We start from the raw sequence: 21,381 nt of genomic DNA on the forward strand, positions 1-21,381 counted from the left end.
CAACGTCCACACGTATCGCACGGAGTACACGCATGTCTGAACAACCCGTCCTGACCGAGATCGCCGATGGCATCCTCACCATTACCCTGAACCGCCCCGCCGCCAGGAACGCCGCCAACAAGGCGCTGGCCGAGGGCGTGGCAGCCGCCATCGACGAGCTCGAAAGCAACCCGGAACTGCGCGTCGCCATTCTCACCGGCGCCGGCGGCACCTTTTGCTCGGGGATGGACCTGAAAGCCTTTGTTACCGGCGAACTGCCGGTGGTGGAAGGTCGCGGCTTTGCCGGCATCTGTGAGTACAGCGGCAAGAAGCCGCTGATTGCCGCGGTGGAGGGCTATGCCCTGGCGGGGGGCTTCGAAGTTGCTATCAGCTGCGACCTGATCGTGGCCGCCGACGACTCGAAATTCGGCATCCCGGAAGTCAAGCGCGGCCTGGCCGCGGGCGCTGGCGGGCTGGCCAAGCTGCCCAAGCAGATTCCCTCCCGCATCGCCAAGGAACTGGCGCTGACCGGCGACTTTATCAGCGCCCAGCGCGCCTACGATCTCGGCCTGATCAACCAGGTGGTACCCTCCGGCACAGCCCTGCAGGCAGCAAAGGAACTGGCGCAGAAGATCGCTGCCAACGGCCCTCTCGCCGTCGCCGCCAGCAAGCAGGTTGTCGACCAGGCCCAGGATTGGAGCAGCGATGAAATGTTCGCCAAGCAGGGCGTGATCATCCAGCCCATATTCACCAGTGAGGATGCCATTGAAGGCGCCACCGCCTTCGCCGAGAAGCGCGCGCCGCAGTGGAAAGGCCGCTGAATCGCTGCCCGCCATCGATTTGATCAACCACAGTTTTAATCGGAGCAAGATTATGTCAGAAGCATGGATTATCGACGCCTGCCGCACCCCGCGCGGGATCGGCAAAAAAGGCAAGGGCGCCCTTGCCGACCAGCACCCGCAACACCTCGCCGCAGCGGTGCTGCGCGCCATCGCGGAACGCAACAAGCTCAATACCGCCGAGGTCGACGACATCATATTCGGCACCAGCACCCAGCGCGGCCAACAGGGTGCTGACCTCGCGCGCATGGCGGCCCTCGACGCCGGCTACGACGTGCGTTCCTCGGGCGTGACCCTGGACCGTTTCTGCGGCTCCGGCATCACCTCGGTGAGCATGGCCGCGGCCTCGATCATGGCGGGGATGGAGGACCTGGTTATTGGTGGCGGCTGTGAAATGATGTCCACCTTCGGCCAGGATGCCAGCCAGTCACCCTTCATCGACAGCGACAACCTGCGCCTGCGGGAAAAGCACCCGCAGCCGCACCAGGGTGTCTGCGCCGATGCCATCGCCACCCTGGAGGGTATCGACCGGGAAGCTGTTGACAGCCTCGCGGTGACCTCGCAGCAGCGCGCGGCCCGGGCCATCGCCAACGGCCATTTCGACCGCAGCCTGATCCCGGTATACAAGCTCGACGGCAGCCTGGCCCTGGACCATGAGGAGTTCCCCCGCCCAAGCACCACGCTGGAAACCCTGGCGCAGCTGAAGCCCTCCTTCGAGGCCCTGGCGGACTACCCGCTCACCGAGTCCGGCACGACCTTCCGCAAGCTGGTGAACCAGGTCTACCCTGATCTCAAGATCAACCATGTGCACCACGCGGGCAACTCCTCCGGTGTGGTCGACGGCGCCGCGGCGATTCTCCTGGCCTCGCCTGACTACGCTCGCGCCCACGGCATGAAACCGCGGGCGCGGATCCGCGCCATGTGCAACATGGGCGATTCACCCACGCTGATGCTGAACGCGCCGGTGCCGGCGGCGAAGAAGGTACTGGCGAAGGCCGGCCTGCAACTGTCGGACATCGACCTGTTCGAGATCAACGAGGCCTTTGCCGTGGTCGCCGAGAAGTTTATCCGCGACCTGAAGCTCGACCGCGACCGGGTCAACGTCAATGGCGGCGCCATGGCTCTGGGGCATCCGATTGGCGCCACCGGCTCCATCCTGATCGGCACCCTGCTCGACGAACTGGAGCGCCAGGACAAGCAGTTTGGCCTGGTCACCATGTGCGCCGCGGGCGGCATGGCGCCGGCGATCATCATCGAGCGGATCTGAGCCGAGCCAGGCCCCGTCCCGTTGCAAGCAATGCTTGCCCGGGGCGGATCCTGACCTGGATCCAGAAACGAAAAAAGCCACCGCGAAGGTGGCTTTTTCCGTATTTGGCGGAGCGGACGGGGCTCGAACCCGCGACCCCCGGCGTGACAGGCCGGTATTCTGACCAACTGAACTACCGCTCCAAAGGGGCTCGGACAAAATGGTGGGTGGTGACGGGATCGAACCGCCGACCCTCTGCTTGTAAGGCAGATGCTCTCCCAGCTGAGCTAACCACCCCCTGACCGAGAACGCGCATTATAGAGATAAAAAAAGGGCTGTCAAACCTTCGCAGGGAATTTCCCGGATTTTTTTCCGGCACTGTAAATAAACGGTTTTGGTAGTAATATTCGCCGCTTGAATGGAGCCGCAGACTGCAGCTCCAATCGTTGCAACAGGTTCATCAGTAATGGAAATTTTCAAGGAATTTCACTTCGAAGCCGCCCACCGGCTGCCCAATGTGCCAGCAGGCCACAAGTGCGCCCGTCTGCACGGACATTCGTTTCAGGTACGCCTGGTGGTCGCGGGCCCGGCGGTGGAGCCCAGCGGCTGGGTCATGGACTTCGGTGACATCAAGGCCGCCTTCAAACCCGTACTGGAGCGGCTGGACCACTACTACCTGAACGACATTCCCGGCCTGGAAAACCCCACCAGCGAGAATATCGCCCGCTGGATCTGGCGCGAGTTGCAGCCCTCGCTGCCACAGCTGGCCCAGGTCGAGATTCGGGAGACCTGTACCTCCGGCTGCATCTACCGTGGCCAGAGCTGAGCTGTCACAGTATCGTTACATCCCGGTAACATCGCTAAAAAGTCTTGACGATCAGAAAAACACTGTGCCTGCAGGGGTCTCTGGAAACTGCTCAAATTGTTACCCCGACAGACCACACTCCCGCTGTTCCCCGGATACCGGGCGAGTTACTTTAGGTAACTCAGGCAAAAAGGTTATGCACAAATGGGGTGCGGCAATGAAATAAGGTGCTGTTAGCTCAACAAAGCCATGTCGCACTTTAAATTGTCAACGTAAGCTATTGTATTTAAAAGACATAAAGCTATTGATTGTTTTTTAACCAATCTGTAACACTGCCCCGGGCCACTGGCCCCGGGGCCCCGTTAAACAAAATACACACCGACTTATCCACAGAATCTGTGGAAAAATGATGAGGTTTTTTGAGGTGTTACCAATCCAAGAGAGGCACTGCCCGTGACCTTCGGACTCTGGCTCTCCCTGCTCGGAGTTTGTCTGTTGGGGGCAATGTCCCCGGGGCCCAGCCTGGCGGTTGTGCTGCGCTCCGCCCTCGCCGGTGGCCGCGCAGCGGGGCTCTCCGCAGCCACTGCCCATGGCCTGGCAGTGGGGTGCTATGCGCTGTTCACGGTGGGCGGCCTGTCGGTTCTGATTGCGCGCTCGCCACAGGTCTTCCTCGCCTTGCAGCTCGCCGGTGCCGGCTGGCTGATCTACCTGGGAGCTGCGGCCCTGAGAGCCCGCGGCGGCGGGACCACCACCGCTGCGGTCCCCGGCGGCCCGGCCATGCTGACTGCCGGGAAGGCGGCGCGCAACGGGTTCCTCATCGCTTTTCTCAACCCCAAACTGGCCCTGTTCATGCTGGCCCTGTTCAGCCAGTTTCTGCCCACGGCGCCCGACTGGCGGGTACACGCCCTGCTGGTCGCCACCAGCGCAGTCACCGATGCCCTGTGGTATTCCCTGGTCGTGTTGCTGGTCAGCAGGCCAGCCTGGATGGCGCGATTCCAGCGTCAGGAACAAAGAATCGACCTGTTGTTCGGCGCAGTCCTGGTCGCGCTGGGCGCGGCAATGATACTCAAGCTGCTGCTTGTGTAGCGGCTGGCGATGGCGTCAGTGCAGCGTGCTGTTGGGCTCCCGCACCACCACCGCCTGCAGGCGCTGGCCCAGCATGATCACAAAGCCTTCCTGGCGCTCTACCCCGTCATAGCTGTAGTCGAAACGGTACTGGCGCCAGACCCGCCAACTGCCGCGCTCGTCCCGGCTGAGAGAGATCCGCGACAACTGAACCGTCTGGTCCAGAAGCTGGAAATCATCGCGCTTGCCGGCGCGGTCGACTGCCGCCAACGCCAGCTCCCGAACCCGTATGGAAGCGAGAAACCAGACAGCCAGGCCGGCAAAGGCCAGAAAAGCCAGCACCTCCCCCAGGGTGAAATACAAGGTTCAGGCTCCGCGCCGTGAGCGATCAGCCGTCAAGAAAGCGCCTCACCAGCCTGTTGAACAATGCGGGCTGCTCCGCATGCAGCCAGTGCCCGCAGCCGGGTATCACCTCGAGCTCGGCCTGCGGGAACCGCGCTTCGATCGCGGGCCGGTGCTCGTCCTGTATATAACCGGATTCACCGCCTTTGATAAACAGGGTGCGGCCGTTGAAAGGTGATTGCAGGGCGACCTCCTCGCGCACTTCGGCATAGCGTTCGCGCAGGACCCTGTGATTGAAGCGCCAGTGGTACTCTCCGGCGTCATTGCGCTGCAGGCTGAGCAACAGGAACTGGATGACGCTGTCTTCCTGCAAATGTTCCGCCATCAGCTTCGCGGCTTCGTTGCGGCTGCGGCAACCGGCGCCATCGACCGCCGCCAGCGCGGCAAAAACTGCATCGTGGGACGGGGGGTAGGCGACTGGAGCGATGTCCGCGACCACCAGGGCATCGACCCGGTAGGGCGCATCCAGGGCCAGCTGCATGGCCACCTTGCCACCCAGGGAATGGCCTACAAAGTGCGCCATTTCCAGGTCCCGGTGCTCCATCCAGCGCTGCACCGCGCTGGCGAGATCCGGCAGAGCCATGCTATCGGTCCACGCTGAGCGACCGTGGTTGGGCAGGTCCAGGCTGTGTACCCGATAGTGGTCCTGCAGGGAGCGGGACAAGCCCCCCAGGTTACTGCCCATGCCGAACAGACCGTGCAAAAGCACCACATCAGGGCCGTCTCCAGCCACCGAGTCGAATACTTCAGCTGTCATTGTCGCTGTCTCCCCCACGAGATTTTGCTACCATGCGCGCACTATAAACGAACTGGAGCCACTATGCGTCATTTCCGCACTCTCGGCCGCGCGGCCGTTGCCCTGGCCGCATTGCTGGGGCTGGCCGCCTGCAGCACGGGACCGACCTACAACCCCACCGTTTTTCCCTACGAACTCGACACGGAAAAACTGGCGCAGAACAAAGTGAAGACGGTCATCATTCCCCACGTCAATCTCGGGCAGCCGTCCCGCACCTATCTCGAAAAAGAAGCTCCCCGCATAGACGGCATGGTCAGTACCTACCTGAAGCAGCACGGCTACAAGGTTTTGCCGCAGCGCGACTTCATCCAGCACTGGAATACGGCCGTGCGCGCCTTCGGCGACCCTTTCGACCCGACCACCGGCAGGGTAAACATGGCGACGTTCGCCCAGGTCATCCAGAGCGTGCGCGATCGGTTGCAGGACACCACGGACGTTGACGCTTTTGTCTTCACCGACCTGATCGAGTCCCAGGTACCCTTCGGCGCCGGCATGCAGCGGATTGCCCGCTGGCACGGGGTGAGTCGCAAACCCTCCCTGCAGGGCCCCGGTACCGGCGTCTCCGCGGATTTTGACTGGAACCAGGCGGCCTCGGTCGCGTCCCTCCAGGTCAGCGTGTATGACATGGATCTGCAGCGCGTGTTCGCCAGCGTTGGCGGCCTCGATGCCACCGACGCCATTGATGCGCGCTCATCCGCCGGGCGTTTCATACGCCGCCGCAATATCCTGGAGAACGAGAGCTTCGTCAACGATGGCATCGCCATCGCCTTCCACCCCTTCATCGTTTCAGAGATCTGGCCCGGCAACCCCTAGCCAGCGGCTTCCTGCAGCGCTGAATGACACGCGCCCCTGCAACGCAGGGGCTCGGTGGTCAGTCTTCGAAGGACGCGATTTTCTTCTCGGCCTGGGCCTGGACGCCCGCCATCAGATCTACCTGGCTCAGCATGCCGGCATTCCAGGTCGCGATATGGTTGAGACCGTCCTGGACACTGTGATCACGGCCATAGAGCAGCATCTCCTTGGTTCCGCGCACCGCCAGCGGCGACTTGCGGGCGATACTGCGAGCGATTTCGGTGACTTCGCGCAGCATGGCTTCGCGATTCTCGTACACCCGGTTCACGAAGCCCACTTCCTGGGCCTCCGCCGCATTCATGTTGCGGCCGGTGTAGGCGAGCTCCCTGACCACCCCGTCAGCGATCAGTTTCGGCATGCGCTGCAGGGTACCGACGTCCGCGGTCATGCCGATATCGATTTCACGGATCGCGAACCAGGCATCCTCGCTGGCATAGCGCATGTCGCAACAACACACCAGGTCAACGCCACCACCGATGCAGGTGCTGTGAATTGCGGCCAGCACCGGCTTGCGGCAATTTTCTATAGCGCTGAGGTTGCCCTGCATCCGCAGCACATTGCGCCGGAACTCCTCGCTCTGCCGCGCCGGGTCGCTGGACTGGCCCTTCAGGCCGCTGAACATGGCGAGATCCAGCCCCGCACAAAAGTGCTTGCCGTTGCCGGTCAATACGACTGCGCGCACACCCGGCTCTGCGTCCAGCCACTCGAAGCAAGTCTGGAGCTCCGGCCACATGGCAGCGTTCATGGAGTTGGCCTTGTCCGGGCGGTTGAGGCTCACTATAGCCACATGCTGGTCGATAGTCAGGGCCAGGGTCTCGAATTCTGGGATGCTCATGTTCGCTGTTACTCCAGTGGATAATCGTTGCGCCGCACTTCACCAATGGCTGAGAAAATCAGCAGGATTCAGTGCCGGCAGATTCTTCGGGCTGCCATCGCGTGTACCCAGGTAGAGAAAGGCAACCACCTCCTCATTGCTGTCCAGGCCAAGTGCAGAGCCCACGAATGGGTCGAACGCCGCGTTGCCGGTACGCCAGATCCCGGCATAGCCCAGGGTCTCGGCTGCCAGCAATATCGCGTGGGCGGCGCAACCGGCAGACAGGCGCTGTTCGTCAGCAGGGACCTTGGGATGATCCTGCAGACGGGCGATAACCACCAGTACCAGCGGCGCTCGCAACGGCGCCTGCCGGGCCTTTTCCCTGGCCGAGGGATCGGCCGCCGGATCCCTGCGCAGGAGGCAGCGCTCCAGCACTTCGCCAAAATCATCCCGCCGCTCGCCCTCAATCGCGATAAAACGCCAGGGCCTGAGCCAGGCATGGTCCGGTGCCCGCAGCGCCGCCTGCAGCAGTTCGTCCAGTTGCTCCCGGGAGGGAGCGGGAGCCACCAGTCGCGGCGCCGAGTTGCGGGTTTGCAGGCTTTTCAGGACATCAGACATAGGGTCCGGGAACACATTTTGGCTGGGAAAGGCCGCCATCATAACAGCGGGTCGGGAAAACCGCGAAACCCTGCTGGCAGCGATCCCTGGCCGGTAATTTTTACACGCCGGGAGCCTACCATCCGGGTCGCGGAATGTTTAAAGTGTCAACTTGGTGTGACCGCAAGCCAATCTGCGGTAATAATCACGCTTGTTCACCCCTGTCAAAGACACCACAATTTGGGGGCAGATCAACTACAGCGCAGCGCACGCACAGGGGACAGGCGCAGACCATCGGTATCAGCAGTAACTTTATAATTAAAAGGAGCTCCAACCATGCAAAACACCGCCCAACCGCAATCCCTGAAGAAAAATCCGCTGGCTACGGCTGTCGCCGCCTTGCTGGGGACCGTCATGGCTACCACCTTTGCCGCCAGCAGCCAGGCCCAGGACGCCCGCCGCAGCACATCCGCGCTGCTGGAGGAAGTCGTGGTCACCGCCCGGAAGCGCGAGGAGGGTTCCCAGGAGGTGCCCATGGCCATCTCCGCGCTGGGTGCAGACCAGCTGGAATCACTGAAGATTCGCGACCTGACCAATCTGTCCGTACGTCTGCCCAACGTGGCCCTGGATGACGTCGGCACCGCCCGCGGCACGGCGAATTTCTCGATCCGCGGCCTCGGCGTGAACAGCTCTATCCCGGGCATTGACCCGACCGTGGGCGTGATTGTCGACGGCGTTTACATCGGCCTCAACAACGGCATCCTGTTCGACACTTTTGACCTGGAAAGCGTGGAAGTGCTGCGGGGCCCCCAGGGTACCCTGTTCGGGCGCAATGTGACCGGGGGCGCGGTGCTGCTGAACAGCAAGAAGCCCGGCGATGAATTCGAGTTCACCGCCCGCGCCGCCATCGACCAGGGCCCGGACGGCGGCCCCAGTCGCTATGTCATGGCCAGCGTCGGCGGCCCGGTGAATGACTGGCTGGCCGCCCGCGTGACCGCCTACCACAACGATGACGACGGCTTTATCGAAAACAAGTTCGACGGCGAGGATGTCGGCGTCATTCGCCAGACCATGTTCCGACCGGTCGCGGTGATCACTCCCAATGACGCCCTGGAGCTGATCCTGCGCTACGAGTACAGCGAAGTGACCGGCGACGGCCCCATCGGCCAGAGCCACACCAATGGCTCGGGTGTGCCGGGGTTCCCGGTGAATTTTGACCGGGAGGAGTTCGACGTCTCCATCGACGAGCCAGGGTCCCAGGACAACGAGACCAACGCCTTTACCGCCCAGGTCAACTACGACGTCGCCTTTGGCGATGGCACCATCACCAACATCTTCGGCTGGCGGGACTACACCTCACAGGGCCTGGGTGATATCGACGCGCAGCCCGTGTGGCTGTTCCACGCACCCTCCTGGCTGGACTATGAGCAGGTCAGCAACGAATTGCGCTACAACGGCCTGTTCAACGAGCGCTACAACGTCACCACCGGTGTGTTCTACTTCGACAGCGAGATCAATTACCACGAGCGCCGCGAGTTGCTGGGTATTGCTACCGGCGGCGTGGCACCTGCGGCCCAGTTTGACGGCGGCGGCAACTTGCTGACCGAGACCTGGGGTATTTTCGCCTCGGTTGATATCGACCTCAACGACCAGTGGATCCTGAGCCTGGGGGCCCGCTACTCCGAGGAAGACAAGGAGACGGAAGTCGCCTCCCTGAGCAAGAACATCAACAACCCCTGTAATATCGTCACCGCCGGGGACTGTGCCTACGACTTCGTCGACGATGACAAGTGGGACAGCTTCTCCCCCAAGGTTGGCCTGACCTACAACATGTCTGACGACGCATTTATCTACGGCGTCTACAGCCAGGGTACCCGCTCGGGCGGCTACAACATGCGCAACACCTCGTTCAACCCCGCGGACACCCCTGGACCGTTCGACCAGGAGACCGTTGACAGTATTGAGATCGGCTACAAGTCCTCCTTTGGCGGCCGCGGCATCCTGAATGCTGCCGCGTTCTACAACAAGATCGATGACATGCAGCGGGAGATCAACCTGCCCGGCCCGATCGGCGTGATCCAGCTGGTGCGCAACACCGCCGAGGCCACCATCATGGGGGTGGAAGTGGACGCCACCTGGGGACTGACCGATAGCCTGGTCGCTATCGCCTCTGTCGGCGTCCTGGATGCCAGCTACGACAAGGTGCTGTTCGACCTCAACGGTGACGGTGTCATCAACGGTGTCGACAAGGACCTGGACTTGCCGCGAGCGGCAGACCTGACCTGGACCATTGGCCTCAACCACGACCTCGAGCTGGGCGGCTGGGGCTATATGGGTTCGCGAATCAGCTACTCCTACCGGGATGAATCGGCCTACACCGACAACAATCTGGGCTTCATCAACGAACAGAAGCGGGTCGATGCCGGCCTGGACTTCTACAGCAACGACGGCCATTGGGTGTTTTCAATCTATGGCCGCAACCTGCTGGATGAAGTGCTGAACGGCAACGATACCCAGCTGCCGAACACCCTCTCCGGCGTTCCGCTGGGCGGCACTTTCGCGCCTCTGTCCAAGGGCCGCAGGGTCGGCCTGGAGGTCACCTACAACCTGTAGGCCAGGCCTGCTTCACTCTCGAGGCAGCCTTCGGGCTGCCTTTTTTGTTTCCGCCCCGCGGGCTGCTTTCGCCGCCGGCTCAGGGCTGCATGTCGTCGTAGGGATTGGCCAGGTCGAGATCAATACGGTAGCTGCCCACCTGCATGTCCCGCGCCCCGATACTGACGTCAGCATCACCCAGCACACCGTAATCAAAGCGGTAGGTCGGCGCGACCTCCCCCGCGATCATCGCCGTGTCGTAGGTCTCCTGCTGCTCGCGAACGCTTTCGTTGGCGCGTTCCCATGCCCGCCACTGCTCGGCACCGTGACGCGATCGCAACATGCGGGCGGTGACTGTGGGGCTCAACAGGGTCGCCGAGGCATTATTGCCGCCGAAGCCTTTGGAGTTGATGATGGCATAGGCCTGCCGGTCGCGATCGATTTCCCGATGACGCAGGGAAAACGCCAGGCTGTCGCAGCACACGTCGTCCGCCAGGGCATCAATGGTATTGATGCCGGGAATGATGCCGTCGGCCCAGATCCCAAGCGTCGCGTTGACCTGGTCACCGGAGGCAGAGCCAAGGGAATGACCGAGGTAGCATTTCAGCGCCGCTACCGGCCAGTCCTCGATCCCGAAGGCCTTCGCGGTCGCCGACAGGATCTGCGACTCCGTTACCCGGTTCTGCGGGGTTCCGGTGCCGTGAGCCTGGACCAGCCCGCCTTCGCGCACTGCCTGCTCGCCCAGCATCGCGCGCACCGCCGCCACCGACTTGGCCATGGTGATGTAGTTGCCGACCCCGGGACCGGAGATGGACTTCTTGTAGCCGTCCGCGTTGACGAACACATTCGTGGCTGCACCGTAGACGGTCGCGCCCAGCTCCAGGGCCAGGGCGTCGTCGAACAGCACAACCATCTGCGCCGATTCGGCGATGGTAAAGCCGCAGTTTTCCGCGAATGGACGACAGGCGCGCCGATGATCCGGTTCGACGTCCTGCGGCAGGCCGTCCAGCTCACGCAAGCCCTTGTCCGAGGCCAGCGCACCCATGGCGCCGTAGCCCTCCATCACCTCCGGGTTGACCGGCGCTTCCGAAGAACCGATGAAGGCGACCCGCGCCCTGCCGGTGCGGATATCCTCGATGCCGAGGCGCAGGTTGTACAGGAACGAGGCACAGGCCCCCAGGGTTGCGCCGGTGGCGCCGAGGCTACCCAGCACATAGGCGTTGACAAAGTCCGCCGGCATTTCCGCCAGCGAAAGCGGGCAGAATTTGGAAGTGACGCGCTGGCCGTTGTAGCGGGCCTTGAGCATGCCACCGGCGCCGGCGTTGTCCAGCTGGCCCATGGCACTGCCGGCGTAGACGCTGATCTGGTCAGCCGCCACTCGCCGCTGGATCTGCTCCCAGGAAATACCCAGGCTGCCCAGGGCATCGGAGGCCGCATAGATCATCATTTGCAGGCCCCGCGGATGGTTGCGGGACTGGTAGAGTTTGCCCGGATCGAAGCCCGTCGGCAGCTGTCCGGCGGCCTTGATCTCGAATTCACGCAGGCTGGGCAGGAGCATGTCCAGGGCGCCGTCGATACGCACGGCAACCTGGGTCTCGCCCAGAGGGCTCACAGTCCAGTTGGCGGGGATAATGGCGGGCAACTGCTGTTTGCGCAGAGTCAGTTGCAGGGGACCCTCTTCTCCGCGGGCGACCAGGCGCTGATTCCAGCTGACCGCGTCCGGATCGAAGTGATTGGCCTCCACCCGGCGAATCAGGGTGTGCTCGAGAATATAGGCAGCGCTGGAATCGGCGTCCTTGACACCCATCAGCTGTGCCAGCGCCGCAAGCAACCGCTGGCGAGATGCGGCGGGAAGTGCATCCTCGACCAGACGCCGGTACGCGTGGTGACCCGAGGCCCGCCCCGCCCCGTTGACCCCGCCAAATCCTACAATCACCGGTAACCGCGCCTGACCCATTCATCCCTCTCTTTACAAACTGCACCAATAAAGCGGCAGTGTACTGGGACAGACTGCGTATTAACATGCTATTTTTGCCAGTTGTTATGCATTTTCCGCCGAAATGAACGGATACCACCCCATGTACACCGTTGCCGCTCTCGTCTATCCGGATGCGCTCGCCAGCAGCCTGACCCTGCCCATGGAAATACTGGGCGCCGCCAGCCAGACCGCGTTGGGCGACAACCGCCGCGCCCGCCCCCTTTCCTTCCTGCTCGCCGCCGAAACACCCGGGCCGGTCACCCTGGCCAGCGGGCTGACCCTGCACGCAACGGACTCCCGTGCCGGCCTGCCGCCACTGGACCTGCTCATTCTCCCGGCCATCTGGCGGACCCCTCTGCCTACGCTCAGGGCGTGCGGCGAGTGGCTGCCGGAACTGTGCCGAATCGCAGCCACCGGCACGCGCATCTGCAGCGTTGGGACCGCCAGCTGCATCCTGGCCGAAGCGGGACTGCTCGCCGGACGCCCGGCGACCACCCACTGGAACTGGTTCGAGCGTTTCGCCAGGCGCTATCCCGATGTGAATCTGAAAACCCGGCATCTGATCACCCAGAGCGACAACATCTACTGCGTGGGCAGCGTCAATTCCATCGCTGACCTGTGCGTGCATATCGCCGAGGACTGGTACGGCAGCCGTGTCGCCAGGGCCGTGGAGCACCAGTTTTCACCGGAAATCCGCCAACCCTTCCGCGCCGCCGCCTGGCAGGATCCGCCGCGCAGCAGCCATCACGATGAAACCGTGCTGCAGGCACAGCAGTGGCTGCAAAACCGGTTGCACCAGCCCGTAGCCCTCGGGGACATGGCGCCGGCCCTGGGGGTGAGCGAGCGCACCCTGCACCGCCGCTTCCGCCAGGCCACCGGGATGACGCCACAGCACTACCTGAATACACTGCGCAACAATGGTGCCCGCGACCTGCTGCGGCGCAGTAACCTGAGCATCGGCGAGATCGCCTGGCAACTCGGACTGCAGGATGCCAGCCATTTTTCACGGCAGTTCCGGCGCCACAATGGCATGACCCCCGGACAGTACCGCGCCGCGGTGCGGGGCAAGCTGTTCGACCCGGGCTGAAACGCGCGTCCCTGGCAATCCCGGGTGCCATGCAGGCAATGCTCTGGTACGCTTCCGCACTCTCCAGACATTAGAAGTATTGTCCTATGCCCCAGCCGCCTGGCCCGCCCGAACCCTGGATGCAGGAGACCCTTCGCGATGGGTATGTGAAGCTCGCCCGTGGCGACCGGCCCGGCGCGGCGGACTGCTGTCGCAAGGTGCTTGGCGTGAGGCCCGACCTCCCCGAGGGACACTTCCTGGTAGGACTCGTTGCTGCCGAGAGCAACGAGATGTCAACAGCGGTACAGGCCTTTGGCTCAGTCACCAAACTCAACCCCGAACACGGCGCCGCCTGGGCCCAGCTGGCGCGCCTGTTCATGCGCCTGGGCCATGTCAACCGCGCGGACGAAGCCCTGGCGCGGGCAGTGCGTCACCAGGATGGCAACGCGGTGGTGCAGGACACGATCGCCACCGTTTTTACCCTGCTTGGGGATACGGCAGCGGCAGCGGAGTGGTTGCAGCGCGCGGTCGAGCAACAGCCACGCAACGTCGCCTTCCGTATCAATCAGGCCAACAACCAGATGTTCACCGGCAACTTTGACGCTGCCCGGATGAGTCTCCAGCGTGCGCTGGCTGAGCAACCGGAAAACGCCAATGCCCACTGGCTGCTGAGCGGCTTGGGCCGCGCCACCGACGACAGCCATGTACGGCAGTTGCAAGAGCTCCTGCAACGGGCCCGGGGCAACCCGCGCGACCAGGCCTATCTCGGTTATGCCCTGGGCAAGGAGCTTGAGGACCTGGAGCAATGGCCGCAGGCGTTCGCCGCCTACGCCACGGGCGCGAGCGCCCGGCGCCTCTCGCTAAGCTACAACGAGCAGGCCGAGCAGGCCATGTTTCAGGCACTGGAGAACACCTTTGACCAGGATTGGCTGCAACGGCAGGCTGGGGGCTGCGAAGACCCCGCGCCCATATTCATCATTGGCCAACCCCGTACCGGCACCACCCTGGTAGAGCGAATCATCACCAGCCACTCCATGGTCCACTCCGCTGGCGAGTTGCGCCAGTTCGACAGCGCGCTGCGCCGACTGCTGAACTATCGGGGACGCGAGCGCCACTCGGCACAGCTGGTCAACGCCGCCGCGAGCATGGACCTGCGCCGGCTCGGCGAGGCCTACCTGAGCACCAGCCGCAAATTCCAGGGCACCCTGCCGCGGTTCGTGGACAAGTTGCCCACCAACTACCGCTATCTGCCATTAATTCTGGCCGCCCTGCCGCAGGCAAAAATCATTCACCTGCGGCGCGACCCCATGGACGCCTGCTTTGCCAGTTTCAAACAGCTGTTCGCCGAGGCCTATCCCCACTCCTACCAGCAAGAAGAGCTCGCCAGGCACCACGCGCGCTACCTGCGCCTGATGGATTGCTGGCGCGAGCGCTTTGGAGATCGATTCCACGAAGTCCGCTACGAGGACGTGGCCTCCGACCTGGAACCCAACGCGCGAGCATTGATTGATTTCCTCGACTTGCCCTGGGAACCCGCCTGCCTGGAGTTCCACCGGCAGCAGGCCGCCGTAACAACCGCCAGCGTGGTGCAGGTCAGGGAGGCCGCCCACACCCGCTCCGTCGGCCGGTGGCGACGCTTCGAGGCGGAGCTGCAGCCTCTGCGTCGCGCGCTGGAGGACGCGGGCATAAGCACGAGCTGACCACCTGTGCCGAGCCCACCTGCTATTGCACCTACCCCTAAAGTGGTAGCGGAAACTCCCTCGCCACGATTGCAAAGCCGGTATGAATCTCGTAACGTCAAGCAAGTCTGTTTGGAGATGACCGACGCAGGACTGCGGCCTGTTGGCCCCGTCGGCGGATAGAGTTTTCCCGAACGAACCATCCACAATAACGAAGACAGTGGTTCAGGTGACACAGTGACGCCCGCAAAAACGTCATCTGCAGTCCGGCCCGACGGGGCCGGCGCTCGCAGTGCCACATGACATCACAGGGGGTACGTCATGACCAAATCGCCAAGCCGCAAGCTCCACACCCGCTCGTCCTTTGCCAACTGCCCGGGGCTGTCCCGTTCCGCACTCGCCGCAGCAGTGTCGGCCGCCCTGCTGGCGGGCCCCATAGCCAGTCCTGCGCGCGCCCAGCTCGAAGAAATCATCGTCACCGCAACCAAGCGAGCGGAGTCGGTGATGGACGTGCCACTGGCTGTGCAGGCCCTGTCCGGTGATTTCCTGCGCGAGGTCAATCTCGATGATATCAAGGACCTGGTCTCGTTCACCCCGGGAGTCACCGGCAATTCCAAGGACAGCTTCCTCGACACCATACGGGTGCGGGGGATTGTCACCAACGATTTCGGTAACGGTGGCGACCCATCGCTGGGCGTCTACAAGAACGGTTTCTACCAGGGGCGCAACGGCTCTGCGGTAACCAGCCTTTTTGACCTCGACCGCGCCGAGATCCTGCGCGGGCCTCAGGGCTTCCTGTTCGGGCGCAACGCGATCTCGGGCGCCTTCAGCATATTCACCACCAAGCCCGTTCGCGGCGATAGCGATGCCTATGTGGATGTCCGGGTGGGCGAGCGAGGAGTCTTCACCGGCGAGGCCGGCGGCAACATCGATATCGGCGATTCCTTCGCGGTGCGAATCGCGGGTTACCACTCGGAGGAAGACGGCTACGTCACCAACATCGCCACGGGCAACAAGTTCATCAAGCACAACAAGGATGCGCTGCGGATAACCGGCGTCTACGACAACGGTGGCGCCCTGGATGCGACCGTGTTCCTGGAATACGAGGACCGCAAGCAATCCGGCACGATCTACCGCGCCACTGGCAACGCGGGCTCCTTCGCCCTGCTGGAGGAACTCTTCGGCGAGATCGAAGTGCCCTCCGATCCCCGCCGAATCAACATTGATGAACCCGACAACGGGGTGTTCGAGAACGGCGAAATCTTCAGTATCGGTCTGGAAGCAAACTATGACATGGGTTGGGCGAGGATCACCTCGCTCACCAACTACAAGGATCACGACTACCACTACACCGAGGATTTTGACGGCACCCCGCTGACCATCTTCAACTACGAGCAGATCCAGTCCGGCGATTATTTCGAGCAGGAGGTAAGGCTGACGTCGCAGAACGACGGCATGTTCAACTGGTACACCGGGGTTTCCTATTACCGCGAGGAAATCGACACCCTGTTCCTGGGCCAGCAGGACGAGGACCTGTACTGCAATGTCTACTGGGGTGACAGCTGCGAGGGGGTTTTCGACTACTACAACAATGCCTACGACGGCGCCTATGCCTATGTGCTGTACGATTATTTCGGCACTTACGACTGGCAGGCCAGCCCCACCGGGCGCATGGACGACTGGAACCGCACCAAGGGCGTATTCCAGGGCTGGGCAGCCTACCTGGACCTGAGCTTCCGTTTCAGCGAGCAACTCGACGCCAGCCTGGGCGTGCGCTACAACGACGACAAGAAACGCATGTCCCAGGAAGTGCTGACCGCATTGAACCCCAGCCCGGTGCTTGGCAACCGTGTCCAGACCGGGTTTACCACGCCGGACGGGCCTGTGGAGGATACCCGCAACTGGACCAAGCCGACCTGGCGCGCAGTACTCAACTACCGGCCCACCGATGACACACTGTTCTACGGCACCGTCACCACAGGCCACAAACAAGGGGGATTCAACAGCTTCAAGGTGATCCCTGACGGGGTCTGGGGAACCATTGAAGCCCGCCCGGGCACCCATGTCCCCGGGTCCTTTGACGAGGAGACCGTGATCTCCTATGAAATCGGCTACAAAGGCACCCACCTCGATGGCCGCAGCCAGCTCCAGCTGAACGCTTTCGTGTATGAATATGAAGACCTGCAGGCCACCTGCGGCATACCGGGGCAGCCCGGGGTGGTGATCTGCAACGTCGGCACCGTGGACGCACACGGCCTCGAGGCAACCTGGAACTTTGCCCTCGACGAGAACTGGCGATTCGGCGCCGGCGCCTCCTGGTTTGACAGCGAGGCTACCGGCATCCAGGCGTTCTGCTCCGAGGGCGAGCGCATCTTCGGCGACATCAACGCCTGCGAGGGCGAACCGATGCCGGGAACCCCGGAATACACCTTCTACGCCATGCTGGACGCCCAGTTCCCCGTCGGTCACGGCGCCTGGTTCGGCAACCTGGCATTCAGTTGGGAAGACGAAGCCCGCGCCAGCTACGTGCCGCTGCGCCCGGAAAGCACCAACTTCCCGGAGGGCAATCGCCTGCGCAGTGACTGGAGTGAACTGCAGGGGCTGGTCGGTTACCGTTCCCAGGAAGGCTGGTCGCTGGCCCTGTATGTGGAAAATATCCTCGACGAGGAATACTTTGACGCCAGCGGCAGCGGCGGCAACCCCAACAACCCCAACGTGCAAACGGATATCAGCCCCAGCCGTCCTCCCACAGCCGGGCTGCGCTTCAGCTACTCGTTCTAGCCAGGGAGCCTGCGCCATGGCTGATCGCCCAAGCATTACCCGCCGGGACTTCCTCGGTGGCCTGGCACTCGGCGCCGGCGCCATGGCGCTGTCTCCGCTGGAACTGTCGGCCCGCGCCAACGGCGGCAACGTTGCAGGCAGCCAATACCCTCCGCTGCTGAGCGGGATGCGCGGCAGCCATCCCGGCGCCTTCGAGGTTGCCCACGCCGTCTCCTGGCAGGGGGTGCGCTACCCAGTGCCCGGGGAGCAGACCGATACCACTTACGACCTCGTGGTCGTGGGCGGCGGCATCTCGGGGCTGGCCGCGGCCTGGTTCTATCGCCAACAGGCGGGGCCGGAGGCACGCATCCTGATTCTCGACAATCACGATGATTTTGGCGGCCATGCCAAGCGCAACGAGTTCCAGGTCAACGGCGAACGCCTTATCGGCTACGGCGGCAGCCAGTCCATTGACACCCCCTCCAGCTACTCCCCGGTTGCCGCGCAGCTGCTGCGGGACGTGGGCATCCACACCGAGCGCTTCTACGACTATTTCGACCAGGACTATTTTGCCAGCCAGGGCCTCGGTACCGGTCTCTACTTCAGTGCCAGCCGGTACGGGAAGGCAACAACGCAAGCGCATTTCAACCCACCGCGCTGGCAGACCGGCAAAGCCGTCGATGACAAGACACTGGGCGCCACTATCGGCAACTACCCGCTGCCTGAAGACGTTCGCACCGCGCTGATTGCCCTGCTTACCCAGCCGCGCGATTACCTGCCGGGTTTGAGCAGGGAAGAGAAAATCGCCTTTCTGCGCAGCACCAGCTACCGGGATTTCCTGCTGCAGACCGCACAGGTACCCGAGGCGGTATACCTGTTGCTGCGCGACACCATGCGTGGCCTCTGGGGCGTGGGCTACGACGCGCTGTCGGCACTGGAGGGCTTCCGCTACGGCGCCCCCGGCACCCTGAACCTCGGCATTGGCGACCTCACGGAAGAACAGGATGACCATCAGTCTGAGCCCTACATCTTCCATTTCCCCGATGGCAATGCCGGCGTCGCCCGGGCTCTGGTCAGGCAGCTCATTCCAGCCGCGCTTGCGGGCAGCGGCATGGAGGACCTGGTGTTGCCGAAAGTGGACTACGCGGCACTGGATCGCAGCGACAATCGCACCCGTCTGCGCCTCAACAGCACCGCGGTGCAGGCGCGCCACAGCAGCGACGGCAAGTCCGTGGATGTGAGCTACGTTACTGCCGGCAAGGTCTACCGGGTTCGCGGCAGGCACGCCGTCATGGCCTGCTACAACAACATACTGCCGCACATTGTTCCCGAACTGCCCGACGAGCAGGCGGAGGCGATTGCCTATGCCAGCAAGGTGCCACTGGTTTACATCAGCGTCGCGGTGCGCAACTGGCGCCCGCTGGCCGAGCTGGGTTTCAGCAACATCAGCGTGCCCCAGCCGGAGTTGATGCACAGCTTCGGGCTGGATTTCCCGGTCGCCATGGGCGGCTACCAGACCGTGCGCGACCCCGACCGGCCCACCATCCTGCACGGCAGTTTCGTCCCTACCGTGCCCGACCAGGGGCTGAGCGCAAGAGAGCAGCACCGCCGTGGCCGCCGGGCGCTGTACGAAATGTCCTTCGACCAGTTCGAACAGGGCATCGTCAGCCAGTTGCAGGGTGCACTGGAGCCGGGAGGCTTTGACGCGGCCCGGGATATCACCGGCATCACCGTGAACCGCTGGCCGCACGGCTATGCCTACGAATACAACGAGCTTTTCGATCCACTGGAGTACGGACCGGGGAACGGCCCGCACTTGCTCGGCGCGCGCCAGATCGGACGGATCTCCATCGCCAATTCGGACGCCTCGGCCTACGCCTATGTCAATGGCGCCATTGACGCGGCCTGGCGCGCGGTACAGGAACAGACCGGGTCGGCAGCGGGGTAGAGAACATGGAAGCCCCCTCTCTGGGCGCCCTCGCAGCCGTCCCCACCCTGCTGGTATTCGCGCTCGCCATCTGGAGTCGCAGGCCCATTGAATCCCTGGTCAGCGGCTCCCTGCTCGGGTTGCTGATGCTGCACGGCGCCGGCTTTGTCGGCGGACTTGCGGAAACCTCCCTGCGGGTGATGACCGACGAGGATGTCGCCTGGGTCATTCTCGTCTGCGGCTTCATGGGCAGCCTTATCGGGCTGCTCATTCGCACCGGCGCTACCCGGGCTTTCACCGCCCGCCTGACCCGGCTGGTCCACAGCCAGAAGTCCGCGCTCTATACCACCTGGGGCCTGGGTATCTTCATGTTCGTCGACGACTACCTGAACTCCCTGGCGGTGGGCGCCGCGATGCGCAATATTTCCGACAAGTTCCGTATTTCGCGGGAGAAACTCGCCTATGTCGTGGATTCCACCGCGGCGCCCATCAGCGTGATCATCCCCTACTCCACCTGGGGAGCGTTTTTCGGCGGCCTGCTGGTGGCTAACGGAGTGGCGGAAGAAGGCCAGGGCCTGACCGTCTACATCCAGTCTATTCCCTACATGCTCTACGCCTGGATCGCGGTGTTGCTGGTACCAGTGGTCATTGCCGGCTTCCTGCCGGCGCTGGGATCAATGCGGGCCGCGGAGAAGCGCGCGTTTGAAACTGGAGTCACGGTGCCACCCGAGGCGGCAAAGATCGAAGCGGCGAACAACGCGATTGTTCCCCGGGAAGACACCAATCCCGGGCTGGCGCTGTTCGTGCTGCCAATGCTGACCCTGGTTTTCGCCACCATGTATTTCGACAACGACTTCCTGGTCGGCATCTACCTGACCCTCGGTGTCACCATTGTCGCCATTCTGGGGCTGCGGATACTGGACCTGCACGATACCTTCGACACCGTGATCGACGGCTTCAAGACCATGCTGGAACCACTTGCGGTGCTGGTGGCCGCGTTCATCCTCAAGGATGTAAACGACGCCCTCGGCCTGCCGGCGCTGGTGGTGGCCTCGGTGCAGCCGCTGCTCACCCCCGAGCTGCTGCCGGCGATCATTTTTGTCAGCATGGGCCTGGTGTCATTCATGACCGGCTCCAACTGGGGCGTGTTCGTGATCATCCTGCCGATCGTCACCGCCCTCGCCAACAACCTGGGTGCAGACATGACCCTGGTCATCGGTGCCACACTGTCGGCCAGTACCTTTGGCAGCCACGCCTGCTTCTATTCGGACGCCACCGTGCTCACCGCCCAGGCCACTGGCTGCACACCGCTGCAGCACGCCCTGACCCAACTTCCCTATGTGCTTGTCGCCGCTGCCATTACCGTAGTCGGCTACCTCGCCATAGGGTTCCTGTAGTCCCCCAACCGGAGAATCATCATGAAATTGTTCACCCTTACCTGCATCGCCATCGCCGTCTCCCTGACTGGCACCCAGGCTGCGGCCGCTGACGCTGCTCTGCCCGCGAAGATGACCGCCGAGGACATGAGCGGCAGCATGTTCGAGCGGCCGGACACCACCCGCACCGAACGCAATGGCCACCCGGTCCTGGACGTCACCTCCCTGCTCAGCAGCGACGGTAAATTCGGTTCCGGGCTGTATCGCGCCGGCCCCTCGCGCTGGGAGATCAGCGAGCCCTACGGGGTGGATGAGTTCATGTATTTCCTCGAGGGCGGTGTCACCCTGACCTCTGCCGACGGCAGCGTGATGGAGGTCAAGGCCGGCGAAGCGGTGACGCTGCCGAAGGAGTGGACCGGTATCTGGGAAACCGACGGCTACACCAAGATCTGGGTAATCTACTCCGAAGACGGTTCCGGCCTGGAGTAAACGGCGGCAGTGCTGGAGGGGCCGGAGCCAGGCGGGGATTGCCGGACTGTATGAAACATGGATGTTTCATACAAGCCCCCAAGGATGGGTTCACGGCGTGTCCGCCAATCGCCGCCTGG

17 protein-coding genes and 2 tRNA genes are annotated in these 21,381 nt (G+C 63.1%); 12 read left to right on the plus strand and 7 right to left on the minus strand.

Annotated features, from left to right (window positions below):
* The first annotated feature begins 32 nt into the window (after positions 1-32).
* Positions 33-800 carry a crotonase/enoyl-CoA hydratase family protein gene (locus RJQ10_RS15845; RefSeq protein ID WP_350148337.1) on the plus strand — a complete coding sequence of 256 codons (768 nt, stop codon included), beginning with the start codon at positions 33-35 and terminating at the stop codon, positions 798-800.
* A 52-nt stretch (positions 801-852) separates the two neighbouring features.
* Positions 853-2,085: an acetyl-CoA C-acetyltransferase gene (locus tag RJQ10_RS15850; protein WP_350148339.1), complete on the plus strand. Its 1,233-nt coding sequence runs from the start codon at positions 853-855 to the stop codon at positions 2,083-2,085.
* Positions 2,086-2,190: 105 nt separating this feature from the next.
* On the opposite strand, the gene RJQ10_RS15855 is transcribed toward RJQ10_RS15850, so the two are convergent.
* Positions 2,191-2,267 (minus strand) — tRNA-Asp (locus RJQ10_RS15855).
* 18 nt (positions 2,268-2,285) lie between these two features.
* Positions 2,286-2,361, minus strand: a tRNA-Val gene (locus RJQ10_RS15860).
* 169 nt (positions 2,362-2,530) lie between these two features.
* On the opposite strand from RJQ10_RS15860, the gene queD reads away from it, so the two are divergent.
* Complete coding sequence (gene queD / locus RJQ10_RS15865) at positions 2,531-2,890, plus strand: 6-carboxytetrahydropterin synthase QueD (RefSeq protein WP_350148341.1); 360 nt, start codon at positions 2,531-2,533, stop codon at positions 2,888-2,890.
* Between the two features lie 432 nt (positions 2,891-3,322).
* Complete coding sequence (locus tag RJQ10_RS15870) at positions 3,323-3,955, plus strand: LysE family translocator (protein WP_350148343.1); 633 nt, start codon at positions 3,323-3,325, stop codon at positions 3,953-3,955.
* Positions 3,956-3,970: 15 nt separating this feature from the next.
* On the opposite strand, the gene RJQ10_RS15875 is transcribed toward RJQ10_RS15870, so the two are convergent.
* Together RJQ10_RS15875 and RJQ10_RS15880 are read right to left on the minus strand one after the other, a co-directional pair.
* The gene (locus RJQ10_RS15875; RefSeq protein WP_350148345.1) at positions 3,971-4,297 is read right to left on the minus strand and encodes a DUF3301 domain-containing protein; all 327 of its coding nucleotides are present in this window, start codon (positions 4,295-4,297) and stop codon (positions 3,971-3,973) included.
* A gap of 25 nt (positions 4,298-4,322) precedes the next feature.
* On the minus strand, positions 4,323-5,093 hold the full coding sequence (locus RJQ10_RS15880; RefSeq protein WP_350148347.1) for an alpha/beta fold hydrolase: 771 nt from the start codon (positions 5,091-5,093) through the stop codon (positions 4,323-4,325).
* 63 nt (positions 5,094-5,156) lie between these two features.
* Here RJQ10_RS15880 and RJQ10_RS15885 point away from each other — a divergent pair, with 63 nt between their 5' ends.
* Positions 5,157-5,945: a hypothetical protein gene (locus RJQ10_RS15885; RefSeq protein WP_350148349.1), complete on the plus strand. Its 789-nt coding sequence runs from the start codon at positions 5,157-5,159 to the stop codon at positions 5,943-5,945.
* A 58-nt stretch (positions 5,946-6,003) separates the two neighbouring features.
* Here the strand turns inward: RJQ10_RS15885 and RJQ10_RS15890 are convergent, their stop codons facing one another.
* Together RJQ10_RS15890 and RJQ10_RS15895 are read right to left on the minus strand one after the other, a co-directional pair.
* Complete coding sequence (locus tag RJQ10_RS15890; protein WP_350148351.1) at positions 6,004-6,819, minus strand: crotonase/enoyl-CoA hydratase family protein; 816 nt, start codon at positions 6,817-6,819, stop codon at positions 6,004-6,006.
* Between the two features lie 39 nt (positions 6,820-6,858).
* Positions 6,859-7,416, minus strand: coding sequence for a nitroreductase family protein (locus tag RJQ10_RS15895; RefSeq protein WP_350148353.1), 558 nt, complete (start codon positions 7,414-7,416; stop codon positions 6,859-6,861).
* A 315-nt stretch (positions 7,417-7,731) separates the two neighbouring features.
* Between RJQ10_RS15895 and RJQ10_RS15900 the strand changes: the two genes are divergently transcribed.
* Positions 7,732-10,008, plus strand: coding sequence for a TonB-dependent receptor (locus tag RJQ10_RS15900; RefSeq protein WP_350148355.1), 2,277 nt, complete (start codon positions 7,732-7,734; stop codon positions 10,006-10,008).
* Between the two features lie 79 nt (positions 10,009-10,087).
* Here RJQ10_RS15900 and RJQ10_RS15905 read toward each other — a convergent pair whose 3' ends face one another.
* Positions 10,088-11,923, minus strand: a complete 1,836-nt coding sequence (locus tag RJQ10_RS15905; protein ID WP_350148357.1) for a beta-ketoacyl synthase — start codon at positions 11,921-11,923, stop codon at positions 10,088-10,090.
* 142 nt (positions 11,924-12,065) lie between these two features.
* On the opposite strand from RJQ10_RS15905, the gene RJQ10_RS15910 reads away from it, so the two are divergent.
* The 6 genes from RJQ10_RS15910 to RJQ10_RS15935 all read left to right on the plus strand — a co-directional run bounded on the left by RJQ10_RS15910 (position 12,066) and on the right by RJQ10_RS15935 (position 21,262).
* Positions 12,066-13,052 (plus strand): GlxA family transcriptional regulator, encoded by a 987-nt coding sequence (locus RJQ10_RS15910; RefSeq protein WP_350148358.1) that lies wholly within the window; start codon positions 12,066-12,068, stop codon positions 13,050-13,052.
* A 119-nt stretch (positions 13,053-13,171) separates the two neighbouring features.
* The gene (locus RJQ10_RS15915) at positions 13,172-14,731 is read left to right on the plus strand and encodes a tetratricopeptide repeat-containing sulfotransferase family protein (protein ID WP_350148360.1); all 1,560 of its coding nucleotides are present in this window, start codon (positions 13,172-13,174) and stop codon (positions 14,729-14,731) included.
* A 300-nt stretch (positions 14,732-15,031) separates the two neighbouring features.
* Positions 15,032-17,491 carry a TonB-dependent receptor gene (locus tag RJQ10_RS15920; protein ID WP_350148362.1) on the plus strand — a complete coding sequence of 820 codons (2,460 nt, stop codon included), beginning with the start codon at positions 15,032-15,034 and terminating at the stop codon, positions 17,489-17,491.
* 16 nt (positions 17,492-17,507) lie between these two features.
* Positions 17,508-19,418: an NAD(P)-binding protein gene (locus RJQ10_RS15925; RefSeq protein ID WP_350148364.1), complete on the plus strand. Its 1,911-nt coding sequence runs from the start codon at positions 17,508-17,510 to the stop codon at positions 19,416-19,418.
* 5 nt (positions 19,419-19,423) lie between these two features.
* Positions 19,424-20,794: a Na+/H+ antiporter NhaC family protein gene (locus RJQ10_RS15930; RefSeq protein WP_350148365.1), complete on the plus strand. Its 1,371-nt coding sequence runs from the start codon at positions 19,424-19,426 to the stop codon at positions 20,792-20,794.
* Positions 20,795-20,815: 21 nt separating this feature from the next.
* Positions 20,816-21,262: a cupin domain-containing protein gene (locus RJQ10_RS15935; RefSeq protein WP_350148366.1), complete on the plus strand. Its 447-nt coding sequence runs from the start codon at positions 20,816-20,818 to the stop codon at positions 21,260-21,262.
* Positions 21,263-21,381 lie beyond the last annotated feature (119 nt).

This window comes from Haliea sp. (assembly GCF_040222615.1).
Lineage (GTDB): Bacteria > Pseudomonadota > Gammaproteobacteria > Pseudomonadales > Halieaceae > Haliea.

Excerpts from the sequence above, each read along its gene's own strand:
- RJQ10_RS15845 (WP_350148337.1), top strand. The coding sequence starts at position 33 with ATGTCTGAACAACCCGTCCTGACCGAGATCGCCGATGGCATCCTCACC.
- RJQ10_RS15850 (WP_350148339.1), top strand. The coding sequence starts at position 853 with ATGTCAGAAGCATGGATTATCGACGCCTGCCGCACCCCGCGCGGGATC.
- queD (WP_350148341.1), top strand. The coding sequence starts at position 2,531 with ATGGAAATTTTCAAGGAATTTCACTTCGAAGCCGCCCACCGGCTGCCC.
- RJQ10_RS15880 (WP_350148347.1), bottom strand. The coding sequence starts at position 5,093 with ATGACAGCTGAAGTATTCGACTCGGTGGCTGGAGACGGCCCTGATGTG.
- RJQ10_RS15885 (WP_350148349.1), top strand. The coding sequence starts at position 5,157 with ATGCGTCATTTCCGCACTCTCGGCCGCGCGGCCGTTGCCCTGGCCGCA.
- RJQ10_RS15890 (WP_350148351.1), bottom strand. The coding sequence starts at position 6,819 with ATGAGCATCCCAGAATTCGAGACCCTGGCCCTGACTATCGACCAGCAT.
- RJQ10_RS15895 (WP_350148353.1), bottom strand. The coding sequence starts at position 7,416 with ATGTCTGATGTCCTGAAAAGCCTGCAAACCCGCAACTCGGCGCCGCGA.
- RJQ10_RS15900 (WP_350148355.1), top strand. The coding sequence starts at position 7,732 with ATGCAAAACACCGCCCAACCGCAATCCCTGAAGAAAAATCCGCTGGCT.
- RJQ10_RS15910 (WP_350148358.1), top strand. The coding sequence starts at position 12,066 with ATGTACACCGTTGCCGCTCTCGTCTATCCGGATGCGCTCGCCAGCAGC.
- RJQ10_RS15915 (WP_350148360.1), top strand. The coding sequence starts at position 13,172 with ATGCAGGAGACCCTTCGCGATGGGTATGTGAAGCTCGCCCGTGGCGAC.
- RJQ10_RS15920 (WP_350148362.1), top strand. The coding sequence starts at position 15,032 with ATGACCAAATCGCCAAGCCGCAAGCTCCACACCCGCTCGTCCTTTGCC.
- RJQ10_RS15925 (WP_350148364.1), top strand. The coding sequence starts at position 17,508 with ATGGCTGATCGCCCAAGCATTACCCGCCGGGACTTCCTCGGTGGCCTG.
- RJQ10_RS15930 (WP_350148365.1), top strand. The coding sequence starts at position 19,424 with ATGGAAGCCCCCTCTCTGGGCGCCCTCGCAGCCGTCCCCACCCTGCTG.
- RJQ10_RS15935 (WP_350148366.1), top strand. The coding sequence starts at position 20,816 with ATGAAATTGTTCACCCTTACCTGCATCGCCATCGCCGTCTCCCTGACT.